The organism is Synechococcales cyanobacterium T60_A2020_003 (assembly GCA_015272205.1).
GTDB lineage: Bacteria > Cyanobacteriota > Cyanobacteriia > RECH01 > RECH01 > JACYMB01.
Window position 1 is genome coordinate 13,040 of record JACYMB010000382.1, and the last position, 16,142, is coordinate 29,181.

The following is a 16,142-nucleotide window of genomic DNA, read 5'->3' on the forward strand; positions in this document are numbered from 1 at the left end:
GCACATCTATGAAACACGGTTTAGAAGCGTCTATTGAGCCACGGAAAGAGAAGTAACATTCTCTTCCCACTTACGCGGCTCACTAGCGCGACGAATATTCCGCCAAATCTGCGTTGCTGCCAGAGTGCCATCGGCAACGGCGATTGAAACCTGGTTTAAGCCCTGCTTGAGATCGCCCAAGGCAAAGATCCGCTCGTGACTGGTTTGCGCCATGGTGTTGGTGATTAAATTTTCACCATCCCACTCTAAGCCGTCAATCCCTTTCAAATACTTGTTGTGATAGATAGATCCCATGTTGATTAAGCCCGTGGTCGCTTCCACCACCGTACCATCCGTGAGTTCTACCCCGCTCATTTTGTGATTCTCACCTAAGAAACGAGCGATCGGAGCTTCATACAGCGGATAACCATGATCAGCGAGTTTCTGTCTCATCTCATCGCCAACGGTACATAGGCCATGAGTGAGAACAGAGATGTAAGGTGTAAACCAGTTGAGCACAAAGGCCGCATTAATCTGAGACTCTTTACCCACGATCAGCACCGCTTTCTGATCCCACATATCAAATCCATCACAGATCATGCAGACATGGAGGGTATATCCTGCGTAATCGTAGACATTTTGCATATCCTCAAGCTGAGGCAGCACATCGATCACACCGGATGCTGCAATCAGATACTTGCTGCGAAAAATGGGATAGATGCTCTCTTTTTTGCCGACTTTCACGCGTACTGAAAATGTCTCTCCATCATCGGTGACGTCTTCTACGTAGCCATTGAGATAGTCTGCGCCCCAATTAATCGCCTGATTGACACCGTGCCGCAAAATATCGCGACCGGGCGTATCGGGGTCAAAGCCTAGATAGTTGCGGAGATCTTGCATCCAGAGCGATCGCCCTCGCCCCTTTTCAATCACCAGGCACTTGAGGCCATAGCGAGCCAGATAAATCGCGGCAGAAAGCCCCCCCATACCTCCACCAACGACGATGGCATCGTAAACCGTATCTAAACGAAGATCTAAATTTTTACTTGAGAGCTTCATGACTCACTCACTCAGTGGATGCAAACGGCTAATACGATCCTAAACAGTACAGGCCTAAACAGTACAGGCGGCTCCCTGCAGAAGCTGTCTGCAAAAAACCGCCTTTCCTGAGGACTGAATAGTCTGATATATCTTAACCTACAAAGGCGAGGCGAGGCTCGGATACTCCGGCAGACTCAGCTCCCTTCAGATAAGCCAGCATGGTATCTGCATCGGAAACTTCAAAGGGATCGGTAGGACAGTTGTCGCCGAAATCAGGTTCAACGAAGATCTTTTCGATCTGGCAGTCGTTCACCAGCATGGAATAGCGCCAAGACCGCATTCCAAATCCCAGGTTCGATTTATCAACTAGCATACCCATCTTACGGGTGAACTCACCATTCCCATCGGGAAGCAGGAAGACATTCTTCGCGCCAATCTGCTTACCCCACTGGAACATCACGAACGCATCGTTGACAGATACACAGATGATTTCGTCAACACCCTGAGCCTTGAATTCGTCATACAACTCTTCATAGCGGGGCAGGTGGTTCGAGGAGCAGGTCGGGGTAAACGCACCGGGCAGGGAGAAGACAACCACTTTCTTACCACCAAAGATGTCTTCGGTTGTGCGGTCTTGCCAGCGGTAGGGGTTTGGCCCAGGTACGGACTCATCACGTACACGGGTTTTGAACACAACGCTGGGAACACGTTCAATAACAGCCATAGTTTCCTCTTCGGTAGTCTGCGAATGAATAACAATCTACAGGTATCGGGACAGTGCTTTTGAATGCCTGTCGTTATATCTCAGAATAATTCTGATTTAAGAAAGAGTCAATAGTAGTATCTATTTTATTATTAAAATAAAGTTAAAGTAACTATGATTTCTAACTAATAATGTTACGTTGGTAAAAATATCACCCTGTAGTTTTTATTCCGTAAGGAGCCTTGACGCGGTCGCTCGATCCTAGGAGTCAATCGATATGCAGAAGCAAGCCAACCAAATTATTCAAACCCTAAAGTCGAGAGGATTACGAGTAACGCCTCAGCGGTTTGCGGTGTATGCAAATTTATTGGCTCGGATGGATCATCCTACTGCCGAGGATATCTTGAGCGATCTGAACCAGGAAGCTCCGACTTCGTCTCAGGCAACGGTTTATAGTTCGCTGCAAGCCCTTCGGGACGCGGGATTGGTGCGGGAAGTCTTACTCGAAGAAGGGGTATGTCGTTACGATGCCAACGTCCAACCCCACCATCACTTCCGGTGCAATGGCTGTGGTGAAATTGAAGATATTGCTTGGGAACATTTTCAAGGGTTGCCTCTAGAGCGATTGCGGTCTGGACTGAAGCCAGAGGGCTACGAAGTTACGGTTTATGGATGGTGTGATCGCTGCCAGTCGTAGTGTTGGTTGGCGATCGCCCTATGCTCTGACGGCGAGAAAATAGGCAGAAAAAATGCCTCAACCCTCTCCCGATGCTGAGGCACGATTTGTTTGTCAGGATCTACTTCAAAGGGTTGCTTCAAAGCAGGTCTAATCCTGGCATGAAGGTTAGACAACTCCTACAGTGCCAGCTAAATGTGGAAAATTCGTGGAGGGGGGATGCCGCTTTGGATCAACAGCCCCTCGAAGGAAGAACGCCCTCCTCCCTAGCCGAAGATGGCAGGAGTAGGACGTTCCAGCATAGAGGCAAGAGTGAGCGCATTCAGGACAGATGTGGAGAGACGCGATCGCCCAGGGGCAAGGGCGAGTAGCCGCTCAAACGAATTATGCGTGATGATGGTGAATTGTTAGAGGACAGGATTTGGCAAATCGGGTTTCAGAAAACCCATAGACCTTCGCCATTTCACTAGCGTTGCTTAACGTTTTGGGGTTAAAGTGCTGTGCTCTGGTATGGCTAGTGCGGGAGTTAGGTTTCATGGCGTTTGTCCTCTGAAGATTGGCTGGGGCTTTGGGACACAGTCTGGCTGTTCCTGATGCTTCTATGATGCAGGGAATACCCAGGCTCGCCAATCCCGAAAACTTCAGGTTTATTCAGGAAAATGTTCAGGTACTCGGTTATCTGCATCTTCCCTTTCAAGGCTGGGCGTTGGGCGATCGCTCCACCTGAAATCCGCGTTTTGTAATTTTTTTCTGCTTTGATCCGGCGTAGAATCAGGTGGTTGATCGTTTGCAGCAGATCAGACTCCTGCAACAGCCAGTCTCGCCGTCGCTTGAATCCGTAATCCATCACTTCAACAGTTTTACCGTCAATATCGCGCATAAAGCCCGATTGGCGAACATCGCTGCGATGGTATTGGGCAATCAGTTCATGACAAAAGTTCCGATCAAACACGTTAGGAATAAACAGCACCGGAGCCTGACGATGGTCCATTTGGGGAGGAGGTAGGGGAGGCAATGCGGCGGCAGCGGCCATCACTTGATCAACCAGAGGGGTGTCCGACTCTAGAAAAAAGCGATGGAGTACCCGCAGGTTTTCGTTCAGGATAAAGACCGTCGGCTGGTAGCGATCGCCTGCCTCCACGGGTGAACAGACGCCATACATTCGGCTCGCCTTCCCTTCAAAATCCCAAATGAGCTTGCAATAACTCAACGTGCTGACCACGTCCCCTAAGGCTTCATCGGTTGGATCAATACTCACACCAAAAAACGGAATTTGGCGATCGCGGAAAAACTCAGAGTGCGCCAAAAACTGGTTTAACGCCGCCTGGGATGCCGGATGTTGAGAACTCCCGAAAAAGAACATCACGACATAATGTCCAGCGACTGTATCAAAGTGATAGTTGGGATTGCTATCCGATGGCAGCGTGAACCACGGTGCGGGATCGCCAACTTCTAGCATGGGTTTCTTCCAACTCGGCGTTTGGGATGAGCCTACACAAACAAGTGCTCGTAGGACGTTGTTCCAGCGAGAAAGCCTCCTCAATATTAATCAACAGTACGATGAATCAGCAATACGGGTAGACCCTGCGTCAGTGTCCTTTCAATGTTCTGGACATAAAAAATTGTGAAGGCTGCACAGCAATCCTTCACGAATCCATAACCTATTCAACTAGCTGGGTTGACTATATTCAAACACTACTGCTCAATCGTTGGAAAAGCGGGAGGATTTCGGGGGAATTTCGGGGGGCTAAGGCACTTGCTTTAGGCGATAACCCAGCCCATGCACCGTTTCAATGAAATTATCGGGCGCGCCAGCCTGTCGTAACTTTTGGCGCAAGGTTTTGATATGGGATTTAACGGCTTCTTCAGTGGGGGGAGTCTCCATTGACCAAATCCGCTCAATGATCCCAGGACGACTTAGCACCCGCCGACCATTGGATACCAAAAGCTCTAGCAGCGCATACTCTTTCGGGGTAATGGCAATAGACGCTGAGGCGTAGGTGACCTCATAGGTGTTGGGATTCAGGCAGAGATCGCCCCAGCAAAGGGTAGCACGGGTCGCGACTGCTCTTCGACGCAGCAACGCCCGAATGCGAGCCATCATCTCATTAAGGTCAAAGGGTTTCACCATATAGTCATCAGCTCCGGCATCGAGGCCAACAATTTTATCGGCAATGGTGTCACGAGCCGTCAACATGAGCACAGGAACCGCTGACTGGCGATCGCGCAATCGCCGACAAAATTGCAGACCATCCATCTTGGGCAACGTCACATCCAGCAGAATGAGGTCATACTCTACAACCTGAATCCAATCCCAAGCGGCTTCCCCATCCTGGGCAATATCCACAACATATTGATGATTCGTGAGTCCTTCTGCCAGCATGTCGGATAGCTGGATATCATCTTCAACAACTAGAATCCGCATGGCTCCTGTGCGATCGCTCCTCCATACACCAGACTTAATACGCTATACGCTAATTGAAACCCCAGGTTTTGGCCCTCCATAAGCCGCACAGCACTTTGAAATTTCATCGCTGATCCCTATCTCCTCGTACCAATCGTTCATGACGCAGGCGCGACACCCCCAAGGATGAAAACCGAATTTTCCGATCAATTTCTTAAACTTAGAGCTATAGACAGACGGCTGGAATCGTAGCCATTGCAATGTATTCTCAACTCAAACCTGAAATCTCAAAATTCAAAACTGATATTACCAACACTCAAAGGCTGACCCCTAGAGAGTACACCGCTGTTTTTTATGTTTATTGTCTTTTTCAAAGAATAGATCTAGCAACAAAAGGGTGGGTTAGGACAGGGTGCAGGAGTTTCACCCCTGCGTGGGGACGCAGCCCCCACCCCCCTTTGTCCTAACTAACTCCTCCACTGCGATATTACGAACTGTAGACGCTCTGACTATTCATTATGAACTGGTCGCGTGAAGGGAAATGGATCACGATCGGATTTGGACTCGTCTCAGTGCTCGTTGGTTTTGTGAGCTTCTCGTCCTACCAAAATGCGACACGGCTCATCACTAGCGCGGATCAGCTCAAGCAAACCGATGATATTCTCAACGCGTTAACTGACATATCCGCGTTGTTGGCGGATGCGGAGTCCCGTCGCTGGAGTTACATCGTTTTTGGGGATCCCCAAGATTTTGAGCAATACTCAGCAGCGATCGCTGATATCCCGCCCATTCTTGACCGTTTAGAGGCTCCTTTATCCGACACCCCGGCTCAGCAGGAGCGTCTTCAGCAACTCCGGCTTTTGGTCGCTCAGCGGATCCAGCTCCTAGAGCAGTCGATTTTAAAGTACCAAGACGATTTGGGGGCGATCGCTAGTGATGATCCCCTCGTGCTGGCAACGCGTCAAAACCGCATCCAAATCCGTCAGATCATTGAGCAGATGGAGAAAGAAGAAGAGTCCCTTCTACAAAATCAGGTGGAGCGTGCCCGTACCGAATTTCAATTTCGGATGCTGATTGAACCCTTAGGCACCTTACTCACCTTCGGAATTCTACTGGCGGTGTATGCCCTCCTGCTGCGTCAGATGATGAAACGTTACGATGCAGAGGCACTCCAGCGTACTTGGGCGCAACAAAAGGAACTGAGTGAACTCAAGCTCCAATTTTTCTCGATGGTCTCCCACGAGTTTCGAACACCGCTCAGCCTCATTCTTGGATCGGCCCAATTGCTAGATGAAACGCTCAAACTCCAAGTTGAACCTGCAAAACTGAAGAATCTTCACCGCATTCAAACCGCAGCCCGATCCATGACACGCCTGCTCAACGACATTTTGATGTTAGCCCGTGCCGATGCTGGCAAGTTGGAGTTTCGACCAGAGATGATCGAACTGCAAACCTTTTGTCTAAATTTGATTGAGGATTTACAAGTCTTCAGTCAAACGCAGCGCACCATTCAATTCTCTAAAGTGGGCGACTGCACCCATGCCTACGTCGATGAAACCATGCTCTACTCCATCCTGAGCAACCTCCTCTCGAACGCGATGAAATACTCAAAACCGTCCGATACGGTGTACGTGACCCTTCAGGCGGATCCCGATTGCCTCATGTTTGAAATCCGCGATGAAGGGATTGGGATTTTGCCCGAGGATCAGGACAAGCTGTATCAATTATTTAGTCGCGGACGGAATACTCAAGATATCCGGGGAACCGGGTTGGGGCTTGCCGTCGTCAAAACTTGTGTGGACTTGCATCACGGGCAGATCAAGGTCAAAAGCGGGATCGGTGCAGGCACAACCTTCACAGTTACCATCCCCCAGCCGCTTCCACCCGTCCATCAGGCTACGCCAGCATTAGCTCAAGATGCAGACCCCTTCAACGCTGATCCCTAAGTGTGGCGAGTCTTAGCGGCGCGTACTTTGCACCATGTTGAACACACCTGTGCCAACGGTCAGCAGTAGCAGCAACCAAATGACGCCGCCTGGAATAAAGGTTAAAATTCCCAAACCGCGCAGGATCCACACGGCAAGAGTGACACCTAGCGCAATCCAAAAAACAGTGCTGCGTAATTCAGCCGTTTGTCTCATAGCATTCTCGATTGTTTTTAAAGGTCTAGTGCTTTGTCAAAACATAATTTTAGGGTGATTCCCTGGACTCGTAGTCGGCGCTTTAGCGCTGAAGCGCTCACTACAAACCCTAATTTTTAGCGTTGACGCAACACTAGTGATAATCTAGCCACTCTTCCAAGTATTTTCTGGGATGTACAATCTACTTATCCTTCGCTAGAACAAACATCATCCACCGTCAGCGTCGAGTTCTGCGTCATCCATCCTCTCCTATTGCAACCAAAGGGTTACTTAGGACGGGGTGCAGGGGTTTCACCTCTGCGTGGGGGCGAAGTCCCCCCTTATGTCCTAATAGTCTCCTTATAGTCTCCTTCACTGCTATAACTCTTAATCATTCTCATCCTAAAGTTAACAAAACCTTGTTTAACCCTTTAGTGCATCTGATGCACACTTGAATTGGTGAACCCATTGTTGGACAATCATCTGAAGTCACCATGCATCCAATCCAATCCGCTCCTCAGTCTCCACAGCACTTCATTCATTTAGCAGGACAGCTTTTGAACACGTCAACCGATTCCCAAACTGCCCATCAAGCTCTGCTCAGCGGCGAAATTTTGCTAGAGACGCGATCGCACACGGCCTGGGGCGGAGCCGTCACCGCTCAAATGTACCTGGATCAGCCTCGTTATCGCGTCTGGCAAGAAGTGACCAACTACCCACGGTGGGTGCAATTTTTCCCGGATATTACTTGTAGCAAGGTGATCGATACTCCCCCAGAGGGGCGTCGAGGTGGCACACGCCTATACCAAGCGGCACGCAAAGCGTTTTTGATGCTAACGGCAGAGGTTGAAGTTTACTTACGTGTCTTTGAGATTGCCAATAAAGACGCATGGCAAAGCATTCAGTTTTACATGGAACAGGGGAGTTTCAATGACTTTTTTGCGGATTTAAAACTACAAGATTATGGCGCAGGGACGCTATTGACCTACGCGGTTCAGGCGACTCCTGCCGTGCCTGTTCCATCCGTAGTAATTCAACAGGCCATGCGCTTTGACCTGCCGCAAAATATGCGATCGCTCCGGCAGGCGATCTGCGGGTCGTGATTCTAAACACATAAACGAGTCCAGAAGATTCAGATCCTCTGGACTGGACTGAAAACGGCGATCGCCACCATTACTTTTTTGCTTTAGCGCAGCTTTTGCTTAATGTAGGTCAAAAGTTGCGCCATTTGCCGCTTCAGAGTATTAATTTCTGTTTGCAGGGTTGCGACTTGATGTTTGAGCTGCGCGATCTCATCATCCCCTGCTATATCCGCTGAAGATGCGCTACCTGCCAGGTTTGGACGGGGCAAGCGAGCCTTTGCCATGGCAGACTTGATCGCCTCGATCAGTTCCTTTTGCTCGAAGGGTTTTTCAATAAACTCAAAAAACTCAAACGGTTCTGAGAGCTTTTCGGTCACTTCTTCCCGCCGTCCAGACATAATCACAAGCGGGATGCGCTGTAATTCGTTGCTGGCTTGAATTTGCTGAAACACCTCCCAGCCACTCATGCGGGGCAACAAAAAGTCCAGCATGATCAGGTTTGGCTTCTCTTGTCGGATCGTATCGAGTCCCTCAATTCCGTCTTTTGCTTCAAGGACTTCAAAGTTTCCTTTGGGCAGCATATCCCGCACCATGTTGCGAATAACTCTGCTGTCATCAATGACGAGAATCTTGTGACTGGCCACGATGGACTCCTCTCGATGTAACTAAAGACAATGCTCTAGGATTCTAACTAACCAGGATAGCAAGGCTATCCGAGAAATAGTCCTATAACTTGCTGCTTTGGGACAACGCTCCTAGTTGCCTTATCAAGTTTGCCCCAAACCTCAGGATGAACAGACATTTTCAGGATTTACATACAAATCTTATCGCTTTCATCCCTATACGGTATATAGATTTTGATATAGCGTTCGGACGTGATTTGTGAAAAAGATGAGTTGTGAAACGTGCGCCCCGTCGGGGCGCACGTTTCACAATCTAAATAGGATTGCTATATAAAGTCGATGATTCAAGCGTTTCAGTCTGATGACGAAGCATCAAGACGAGAATGATAGGATTGCTGAAGTAGACGTTATGCCTCCGCTCTCGCCCCATCCATCAACGCCATGACAGACCATTCCAGCCCGCCAATCCGCCAACGTTCGCGATCGCCCCTTGTAGAATCGATGCCAGCGTGGGTGCGTCGTCCCATCGGGAAAGCGAGCGATATTTCCACGGTGCAGCGCATTATTAAGCAGCGACAGATTCACACCATTTGTGAGGAGGGGCGGTGTCCCAATCGGGCAGAGTGTTATGCCAACCAAACGGCAACCTTTCTGCTGATGGGGCCAACCTGTACCCGCTCCTGTGCCTTTTGCCAGGTGGATAAGGGTCACGCGCCGATGCCCCTTGACCATGAGGAACCGGAGAAGGTGGCAGAATCCGTTGAGCTGTTGGGATTGCGCTATGTGGTGCTGACCTCGGTCACACGGGATGATTTGCCCGATCAAGGGGCACACTGGTTTGTGAAGACGATGAACGCGATTCGTCACCGCAATCCAGAAACCGAAATTGAGGTGCTAACTCCCGATTTTTGGGGTGGGACAGAGGGCGATCGCGCCCAGTATGAACGAGTTGCAGCCGTCGTTGCGGCAAATCCGGTTTGCTATAACCACAACATTGAAACGGTGCGGCGACTCCAGGGACGGGTGCGCCGAGGAGCCAAGTATGAGCGATCGCTCCGGGTTCTGGAAATTGTGAAAGAGCTGAATCCGAGCATTCCGACGAAATCCGGCTTGATGGTGGGGCATGGCGAAACGGAAGCGGAGATTATTGAAACGATGCAGGATTTACGCGCCAGTGCGTGCGATCGCCTCACGATTGGGCAATACCTGCGTCCATCCTTGGAACATTTACCTGTGGAGCGGTATTGGACGCCCGAGGAGTTTGATCGTCTAGGGGCGATCGCCCGTGAAATGGGGTTTGCCCATGTGCGGTCTGGCCCTCTGGTGCGAAGTTCCTACCATGCTGGCGAAGACGCGTAAGACATCATTAATGGTGATTGAGGACACAAAATTTTTGAGGGGCTTCCCTTCAAGATGGGTGCATCTACCCCAGTAATGTTGAAAACCGACTATGAGTAACCGCTTAACTGAACCTCACCTAGACACATCCAGGGAAATCCTGCACTCTAGCGAAGACTTTCCCCTCAGTGCAGTTCCCCTAGACAAGCGTAAATCGCTACTCTCTTTAGCTCCCCTTCTCATTGGATTTACCCTGTACTCCGGGACGTTGTTTGCTGGAGGACTGGTTGGACCCAAGTATCAATTTTTTCCTGGACTGGTGGGTGTGATCCTGGCTGGCAATCTGATTTTGGGGCTGTACTCGTCTGCATTAGGCTATATCGCCGGAGAAACGGGATTGACAACCGTTTTGATGGCAAGGTTTAGCTTTGGCGACGTGGGATCACGCTGGGTGGATTTCATCTTGGGCTTTACCCAAGTGGGTTGGTATGCCTGGGGATCGGCGCTCATTGCTCAAATTTTGAACACGCTGCTGGGTGTCCCTGAATCTCTCAACTGGCTGACGATCCTATTTTTACTTATTTCTTCTGTTCGACGGCTTACCTGGGCTACCGCGCCATGGACTGGCTCAGCCGCCTTGCCGTACCTGCGATGGTGATTCTGATGGTGTTGAGTTTATCGCTTGCGATGAAGGATGCGGGGGGTGTTGCGGGTCTCCAGGCGATCGCCCCTAGTGGAGAGATGGGCATTGGTGCTGCCCTGACGATTATCGTCGGCACCTTTGTATCCGGGGGAACCCAGGCGACCAACTGGAGTCGCTTTGCCAAAACCGGAAAGATTGGCTTCATTGGCACCCTGATGGCCTTTTTCCTGAGCAATGGATTTCTGATCTTTAGCGGTGCGCTGTGTGCGCTGGTATACGGCAATGAGGATATTGTGCAGGTGATGGCGCAGCAGGGAATGTTATTTGCCGCGCTGATCCTGTTTTTCCTGAAATATGTGGACAACTCAGGACAATACGATCTACGCCTTTTCCGTCGCGGGTGCCCACATGTTCCGCACCACCAAACGTACGCTCTTTGTGCTGGGCGGGGCAACCTTTGCGCTGATTTTGGCCTGGGGTGGCATTTACGAAGCGCTTGTGCCGTTTCTGATCCTGCTGGGTACGTTTATTCCGCCGATCGGGGGCATCGTGATGGCCGACTATTGGCTCTATCGTCGGCAGGGGTTTCCATCGTTGGATCAGCCCCAGCCAGCGTTTAACTGGGCAGGGATGGTGGCCTACGTGGCGGCCAGTGCGATCGCCTATTTTTCGACGGGTATTAAACCCATCAACGGTATTATTGCCGCTGCGTTGATCTATTGGGCGTTGAGCCAGTTTCTGAATCGCCAACGATCTACGATCGAGTCCTAGTTTCTATCGAGGAATAGTATTGTCGGAGTTACCTGAACTTTCTAATTCCCTGAACAGCCTCGATCCTGACTTGCTGGAACAGTGGGCGATCGCCGCTAGTCAGCACATGGATCAAGGACGGTTGCCGAGGTATATTCCCAAGCTGGCCATCGCCTGTCCGACTTGGTTCGCCGCACAAATTAGTACGGTGGATGATAGGGTCTACGAAGTGGGCGATCGCACCCTGCGGTTTCCTTTGATGAGCGTAATCAAGCCGTTTCTGTTTCTCTCTATTTTGGAACAGTACGGCACCGAACAGACCTTGACCCATGTAGGTATTGATCCCTCGGATCAGCCGTTTAATTCCCTAGACCAACTCCAGCAGGATCAGGGATTTCCGCGTAATCCCATGATTAACAGTGGTGCGATCGCTCTTTCTGCATTACTGCCAGGAGAGACACCCGCGATCGCCTGTCAACGGTTTCAACAGTGGCTCAAGGATCAGGCTGGATGTCATCTCGACCTAGATCTTTCGATGCTGGAGTCGGTGCGATCGGTGCCGAATGAACGAAATTGGGCGATCGCTCAAGCACTCTGCCAATCGGGACACTTGGCAGGTTCCGTAGATGATGCCCTAGATATCTATGAACGGGTTTGCTGTCTATCGGGAACGGTGGCTGATCTGGCTCAGTTGGGAGTATTGCTCCTTCGCTCTAGCGACCTGATTCAGACCCCGCATCGACGGATGGTGCAAGCGGTAATGCTGACCTGTGGCCTATACGAACAGTCCTGTCGGTTTGCGGTCGAGGTAGGCTTGCCCACAAAATCGGGCGTGAGCGGTTGTATGTTGACCTTGGTTCCCGGCAAAGGGGCGATCGCCTGCTATAGTCCACCCTTAGACGCGATCGGCAACTCAGTAGCCGGACTGGACTTCATTCGGCGGGTGGTGCGTCACTGCGATCTGAGTCTATTTGCGTAACGATTACGCCATAATTTTCATTGCCATCGAGAGTATCGCTTAATCTAGAAATACTGAAAATCGCAACAGCACGGCAATCCCTAACGCATGGTTATTCGACATGATAGGACTGCAATACTGGCGATCGCCCAACCTCAACGACTTTAGAACCAGGACATACAGGAATGTTTGCAGAGACTTCGGAACGGATCATGCATCGAGTTCGGTGGGGAATCATTGGCGCGTGGTTACTGCTGATTGTGTCTCTTTTCTATGATCCCGTTTCACTATGGCTGACGCAACCGAATAGTCCGTTGGCGCTATTTCGCACCTATCCCGATGTCTGCATTTAGGTTCAGGATTATTGTTTGTACGAAGCACCCTACGCCGGTTACTTTATCTATTACTACCTCTACGCGGGCAACTGGAACTACTATTTTTCGGGGATTTGGACGCATCAAGGCAGTCAACTCGCTACCCTCTTGAGTCCAGGCTTCTATCTCTTTGGAACGGCGATCGCCGTTCTGAAACTGATCGCAGCTCCGCTAACCTTGGGCATTGGTACGATCGCTGGCTACAAAATCGGTTGTCTGCTCGAAAAGCGGTATATCGAAGTTCTAGCCTCTATTCCCGTGAAAGTTTAGCGGTACGTCTGCGAAAACAACTCAGCCAACTTCAGCTTGATGTGGGTCAGTTTTTAGAGGGGCGATCGCTCGACAGTTTGACACCCGATGAGGTCTATGTTCTTGCTAAGATCCTGCCGGACTTCACCAAAGGCAAACGACTACATGCCTACAAACAGGTGCTCCGGGAAGCCCTAGACGAAGGGGCTGTTAATTCGTCATCTAGCTTAGACGTTTTGCAAAATCTGCGTCGAGAGCTGGATATCAACGACACGGATTACCACGGGATTTTGACTGAGTTAGGTGTGGAAAACCCGGATCTCCTGAACCCGGAAAAGCAGCGAAGCCGCGAAGATTGGCTGCGGCTCAAGAGCTACCGCGATCGCTTAGCGGCTCACCCCTACCTCTGGAACCGTCGCAAAGCAAAGGGACTGGGGCTAGAAATTCTAGAGGTTTTGCAGGGCGATCGCCCCATTGATCACGCCATAAAAATAGGTGGAGCGTTGCGGCCCCACCTATCCTTGGAACCAATCAAACAAATTTACGCTTTGACTGCTTCTAGTAGTCGCGAAAAGTAGAAGCGGGTTTTGGTCATTTCACTACGTTCAATCTTCCACCCATTCTTCTGGAGGATAGCGACAATGTCGGCCTCTCGGTGCAGATAGGCGCGGGTCGTCTTACTAGGGCCAGGGAAAAACTCACCAATCTTTTTCAACAGACTGTAAGCATAGGTCTTAGGTGCAAAGCTGAGGATAATTCGAGATTCAGCAAGAGAGCTAAGGTGCGCGATCATATCAGCAGCTTTGTCCTGGGGATAGTGGATCAGCACGTCCAGGCAAATCACCGTGTGATAGCGACCGCTGAGATGTTCCAAATCTTGAATCGCAAACTGGATTGCCTCTGGATTTTCTAAGGTTTCTTGGGCACGCTCCTTCGCCTCACCCACCATTTTTTCGGAAATATCGCTGGCAAACACCGTCGCACCAGCCTGGGCGAGAGGAATGCTGAGGCTGCCAACCCCACATCCGGCATCACAAATAGTTAAACCAGCCAGGTTGCCGTCATCGCTTAACCAACGAACCACATGATCAACCGTTTGCTGATGTCCGGTGCGGATATCAAGCTGAACCTTATTTACTTCACCGTCGCCATAAATGCGCCGCCAGCGGTCGAATCCGGTGGCGTTAAAGTAATCCCGGACAACGGTTTTATCGTCAATTCTTTCTTCGTTTGCGATGCTCATGGATCTAAAGGCTGATTAATCGTGCTAAAAAACGCTCTCCAGTCTAGATCCTAGTACGTTTAGGGCATTCAGTGGAAGGTTAGCTGGGAATAATGTGGGGCGATCGCCCCATACGCTGAGTCAATAGGGCGGAATGCCTTGCTATTCTGGATATAGAAGAACCGCTTCAGCAGGAAAACTCAACGCATTGGGCTAGGTGTTTATTCTCGCATCAGTACCGCAATACCGACGTTCATCTCGGAGTAATCCTAATGATTACCTACAGAAACGACCCCAATACCAACATTGTGGAAATTAGCATAGAGGGCAAGATTAGCGAGGCGGATTTTGATCAGGTGGTTTCACAGATCAAGGCTGATCTGGCTAAACATGGCAAGCTCCGGATTCTGGAGGAGATTGATCACGTCGAAGGAATGGATTCAATCGCCCTTTGGAAAGATGTGCGATTTGGCTTTGCCGATGTCAACGACTTTACCCATGCGGCGGTGGTAGCAGATGCAAAGTGGATGCGTACCTTTTCGGAAGCCGTGGGCAGTGTGTTATCGGCAGAGGTGAAGGCGTTTGAGCGATCGCACCTGGAGGATGCACGGGCTTGGTTAGCAACGGCGGAGTAGAGTTGAGGATGACAGTTAGGGGTGATCGCCCCACCCCAAAGAGCTGCGACTTCTTGTACGCGTCTCAGTCGTTACTTGTTGGTATCAAAAAAGAAGTCGCAGATCTGGATATCCAAAAGCGATCGGCGCACTAGCTCGTAAAAACGCACCACCGAAGCGTAGTTTAAAACCACACTCAACGGCATCAAGGAGATCCCGTGAATAAAGTTGCAGTCTTTGGCAATGCGGGAGGAGGGAAGTTTACCCTCAGCAACCGTTTAGCAGAGATAACAGGTTTACCCGTGGTTGCGTTAGACCTGTTGAAATACAAACCTGGCGGTGGCGAAGTATCCTATGAAGACTATAAAGCGGCTCATGAGCAACTCCTCCAGCAAGGCCAATGGATCATAGATGGATATGGATCGCTAGATACCGTATGGGAACGACTGGAGAGAGCAGACACCTTAATCTATATAGTTATGCCCGTTCTCCAGCACTATTGGTGGGTAACAAAGCGGTTTGTAAAGGGAGTTCTCGTTCCCCCCACAAACTGGCCTGAGAATAGCCCACTCTTAAAAGGTACGCTGAACAGTTACCATACGGTTTGGCTGTACCATCAGAAGCTTACGCCAAAGTACCGAGAGTATGTAAAGAAGGCGAAGGCAAGCAAGCGGGTCTATCACCTTCAGTCTCTTTAGGATATCAAAGAGTTCTACCGATCTGTTGAACTGGAACTCGCAAAATAAAGGTTACTATCGCCAATCGTGTAAGGTGGTTGGGTTGCTTAGTAACGTACCTTACAGCTACGCCTTGGGGGCGATCGCCCCACGTCACCTACTTCGGTTCGGTAATTCGCAACAGTTTTCGGAGTTTTTTCTCCAGCTCTGGCGTAATAAAGCGATCGCCTCGTTCCAGTTTGCCAATGTAATCCGCGCTGAGGTTGAGGAATCCGCCTAATTCCTTACGGCTCCAACCTTGACGCTCCCGCCCTTGCCGAATTTGTTCGCCCGTGAGTTCGGCAATCGCCGCTGGCGTATCGAGGGCAGATTTCAGCTTGCGGGGTTCCTTCACTCGACCTAGTAACTCTGGGATGGGATGCGGCGGCTTGATCGTCAGCTTAGCTTGCAGCAACCACTCGATCATCTTTTTCTGTCGCCAGTTGGGCGGTTTGGGTGCTTGGCTACCGGGACGAATCCAGTCGGGGTAGGTTTCCGGATCGTACTCAATCTGCCATCCCAGACTCACCAAGAGGTTGAGCGCACTGTTCCAGCGATTTTTGAGGTCACGGGCTTTGTGCTTATCCTGCAATGCCTGCTCAATTTGAGACTTCACCAACACCTCTTCGAGCAGCGTTTTTACCTGGTAA

Annotated in this window: 18 protein-coding genes and 1 pseudogene; 11 read left to right on the forward strand and 8 right to left on the reverse strand. The window is 50.3% G+C overall.

The features are described 5' to 3' along the window. Positions 1-30: 30 nt before the first annotated feature. Together IGR76_18400 and IGR76_18405 are read right to left on the reverse strand one after the other, a co-directional pair. The gene (locus IGR76_18400; protein ID MBF2080429.1) at positions 31-1,038 is read right to left on the reverse strand and encodes an NAD(P)/FAD-dependent oxidoreductase; all 1,008 of its coding nucleotides are present in this window, start codon (positions 1,036-1,038) and stop codon (positions 31-33) included. Between the two features lie 133 nt (positions 1,039-1,171). Next, positions 1,172-1,744: a peroxiredoxin gene (locus IGR76_18405; protein ID MBF2080430.1), complete on the reverse strand. Its 573-nt coding sequence runs from the start codon at positions 1,742-1,744 to the stop codon at positions 1,172-1,174. Positions 1,745-2,000: 256 nt separating this feature from the next. On the opposite strand from IGR76_18405, the gene IGR76_18410 reads away from it, so the two are divergent. After that, the gene (locus IGR76_18410; protein MBF2080431.1) at positions 2,001-2,420 is read left to right on the forward strand and encodes a transcriptional repressor; all 420 of its coding nucleotides are present in this window, start codon (positions 2,001-2,003) and stop codon (positions 2,418-2,420) included. 505 nt (positions 2,421-2,925) lie between these two features. Here the strand turns inward: IGR76_18410 and IGR76_18415 are convergent. Beyond that, positions 2,926-3,858 (reverse strand): redoxin domain-containing protein, encoded by a 933-nt coding sequence (locus IGR76_18415; GenBank protein ID MBF2080432.1) that lies wholly within the window; start codon positions 3,856-3,858, stop codon positions 2,926-2,928. A gap of 288 nt (positions 3,859-4,146) precedes the next feature. Then, positions 4,147-4,824 carry a response regulator transcription factor gene (locus tag IGR76_18420; protein ID MBF2080433.1) on the reverse strand — a complete coding sequence of 226 codons (678 nt, stop codon included), beginning with the start codon at positions 4,822-4,824 and terminating at the stop codon, positions 4,147-4,149. Positions 4,825-5,321: 497 nt separating this feature from the next. On the opposite strand from IGR76_18420, the gene IGR76_18425 reads away from it, so the two are divergent. Further along, the gene (locus IGR76_18425; protein MBF2080434.1) at positions 5,322-6,749 is read left to right on the forward strand and encodes a CHASE3 domain-containing protein; all 1,428 of its coding nucleotides are present in this window, start codon (positions 5,322-5,324) and stop codon (positions 6,747-6,749) included. A gap of 12 nt (positions 6,750-6,761) precedes the next feature. Here the strand turns inward: IGR76_18425 and IGR76_18430 are convergent, their stop codons facing one another. Continuing rightward, on the reverse strand, positions 6,762-6,944 hold the full coding sequence (locus IGR76_18430) for a hypothetical protein (protein MBF2080435.1): 183 nt from the start codon (positions 6,942-6,944) through the stop codon (positions 6,762-6,764). A gap of 473 nt (positions 6,945-7,417) precedes the next feature. On the opposite strand from IGR76_18430, the gene IGR76_18435 reads away from it, so the two are divergent. Continuing rightward, positions 7,418-8,026 (forward strand): cyclase, encoded by a 609-nt coding sequence (locus IGR76_18435; protein ID MBF2080436.1) that lies wholly within the window; start codon positions 7,418-7,420, stop codon positions 8,024-8,026. 83 nt (positions 8,027-8,109) lie between these two features. Here the strand turns inward: IGR76_18435 and IGR76_18440 are convergent, their stop codons facing one another. Then, on the reverse strand, positions 8,110-8,649 hold the full coding sequence (locus IGR76_18440; GenBank protein MBF2080437.1) for a response regulator: 540 nt from the start codon (positions 8,647-8,649) through the stop codon (positions 8,110-8,112). Positions 8,650-9,069: 420 nt separating this feature from the next. On the opposite strand from IGR76_18440, the gene lipA reads away from it, so the two are divergent. The 6 genes and pseudogenes from lipA (at position 9,070) to IGR76_18470 (ending at position 13,518) form a co-directional block, all read left to right on the forward strand. Continuing rightward, positions 9,070-9,987 carry a lipoyl synthase gene (lipA, locus tag IGR76_18445; GenBank protein MBF2080438.1) on the forward strand — a complete coding sequence of 306 codons (918 nt, stop codon included), beginning with the start codon at positions 9,070-9,072 and terminating at the stop codon, positions 9,985-9,987. A gap of 91 nt (positions 9,988-10,078) precedes the next feature. Next, positions 10,079-11,380: pseudogene (codB, locus tag IGR76_18450) on the forward strand (cytosine permease). A gap of 106 nt (positions 11,381-11,486) precedes the next feature. Next, entirely contained in the window at positions 11,487-12,338 is an 852-nt protein-coding gene (locus tag IGR76_18455) for a glutaminase (GenBank protein ID MBF2080439.1), read from the forward strand. A 191-nt stretch (positions 12,339-12,529) separates the two neighbouring features. After that, positions 12,530-12,670: a hypothetical protein gene (locus IGR76_18460; GenBank protein ID MBF2080440.1), complete on the forward strand. Its 141-nt coding sequence runs from the start codon at positions 12,530-12,532 to the stop codon at positions 12,668-12,670. Between the two features lie 15 nt (positions 12,671-12,685). Next, positions 12,686-12,961, forward strand: coding sequence for a hypothetical protein (locus IGR76_18465; GenBank protein ID MBF2080441.1), 276 nt, complete (start codon positions 12,686-12,688; stop codon positions 12,959-12,961). After that, entirely contained in the window at positions 12,904-13,518 is a 615-nt protein-coding gene (locus IGR76_18470) for a hypothetical protein (protein ID MBF2080442.1), read from the forward strand. The genes IGR76_18465 and IGR76_18470 overlap by 58 nt, the downstream gene beginning before the upstream one ends. Here IGR76_18470 and IGR76_18475 read toward each other — a convergent pair. Next, positions 13,482-14,183 (reverse strand): magnesium protoporphyrin IX methyltransferase, encoded by a 702-nt coding sequence (locus IGR76_18475; GenBank protein MBF2080443.1) that lies wholly within the window; start codon positions 14,181-14,183, stop codon positions 13,482-13,484. The genes IGR76_18470 and IGR76_18475 overlap by 37 nt on opposite strands. 251 nt (positions 14,184-14,434) lie before the next feature. Here IGR76_18475 and IGR76_18480 point away from each other — a divergent pair, with 251 nt between their 5' ends. Both IGR76_18480 and IGR76_18485 read left to right on the forward strand, forming a co-directional pair. After that, positions 14,435-14,797, forward strand: coding sequence for an STAS/SEC14 domain-containing protein (locus IGR76_18480; GenBank protein MBF2080444.1), 363 nt, complete (start codon positions 14,435-14,437; stop codon positions 14,795-14,797). 197 nt (positions 14,798-14,994) lie between these two features. Next, positions 14,995-15,474 carry an adenylate kinase gene (locus tag IGR76_18485; protein ID MBF2080445.1) on the forward strand — a complete coding sequence of 160 codons (480 nt, stop codon included), beginning with the start codon at positions 14,995-14,997 and terminating at the stop codon, positions 15,472-15,474. Between the two features lie 136 nt (positions 15,475-15,610). Here the strand turns inward: IGR76_18485 and IGR76_18490 are convergent. Beyond that, on the reverse strand, positions 15,611-16,142 hold a 532-nt coding region (locus tag IGR76_18490), incomplete at its 5' end, for a helix-turn-helix domain-containing protein (protein MBF2080446.1).

What these genes read in the sequence shown, in the direction of transcription:
- IGR76_18400 (MBF2080429.1), bottom strand. Translation starts at nt 1,038, where the DNA reads ATGAAGCTCTCAAGTAAAAATTTAGATCTTCGTTTAGATACGGTTTAC.
- IGR76_18405 (MBF2080430.1), bottom strand. Translation starts at nt 1,744, where the DNA reads ATGGCTGTTATTGAACGTGTTCCCAGCGTTGTGTTCAAAACCCGTGTA.
- IGR76_18410 (MBF2080431.1), top strand. Translation starts at nt 2,001, where the DNA reads ATGCAGAAGCAAGCCAACCAAATTATTCAAACCCTAAAGTCGAGAGGA.
- IGR76_18415 (MBF2080432.1), bottom strand. Translation starts at nt 3,858, where the DNA reads ATGCTAGAAGTTGGCGATCCCGCACCGTGGTTCACGCTGCCATCGGAT.
- IGR76_18420 (MBF2080433.1), bottom strand. Translation starts at nt 4,824, where the DNA reads ATGCGGATTCTAGTTGTTGAAGATGATATCCAGCTATCCGACATGCTG.
- IGR76_18425 (MBF2080434.1), top strand. Translation starts at nt 5,322, where the DNA reads ATGAACTGGTCGCGTGAAGGGAAATGGATCACGATCGGATTTGGACTC.
- IGR76_18430 (MBF2080435.1), bottom strand. Translation starts at nt 6,944, where the DNA reads ATGAGACAAACGGCTGAATTACGCAGCACTGTTTTTTGGATTGCGCTA.
- IGR76_18435 (MBF2080436.1), top strand. Translation starts at nt 7,418, where the DNA reads ATGCATCCAATCCAATCCGCTCCTCAGTCTCCACAGCACTTCATTCAT.
- lipA (MBF2080438.1), top strand. Translation starts at nt 9,070, where the DNA reads ATGACAGACCATTCCAGCCCGCCAATCCGCCAACGTTCGCGATCGCCC.
- IGR76_18455 (MBF2080439.1), top strand. Translation starts at nt 11,487, where the DNA reads ATGGATCAAGGACGGTTGCCGAGGTATATTCCCAAGCTGGCCATCGCC.
- IGR76_18460 (MBF2080440.1), top strand. Translation starts at nt 12,530, where the DNA reads ATGCATCGAGTTCGGTGGGGAATCATTGGCGCGTGGTTACTGCTGATT.
- IGR76_18475 (MBF2080443.1), bottom strand. Translation starts at nt 14,183, where the DNA reads ATGAGCATCGCAAACGAAGAAAGAATTGACGATAAAACCGTTGTCCGG.
- IGR76_18480 (MBF2080444.1), top strand. Translation starts at nt 14,435, where the DNA reads ATGATTACCTACAGAAACGACCCCAATACCAACATTGTGGAAATTAGC.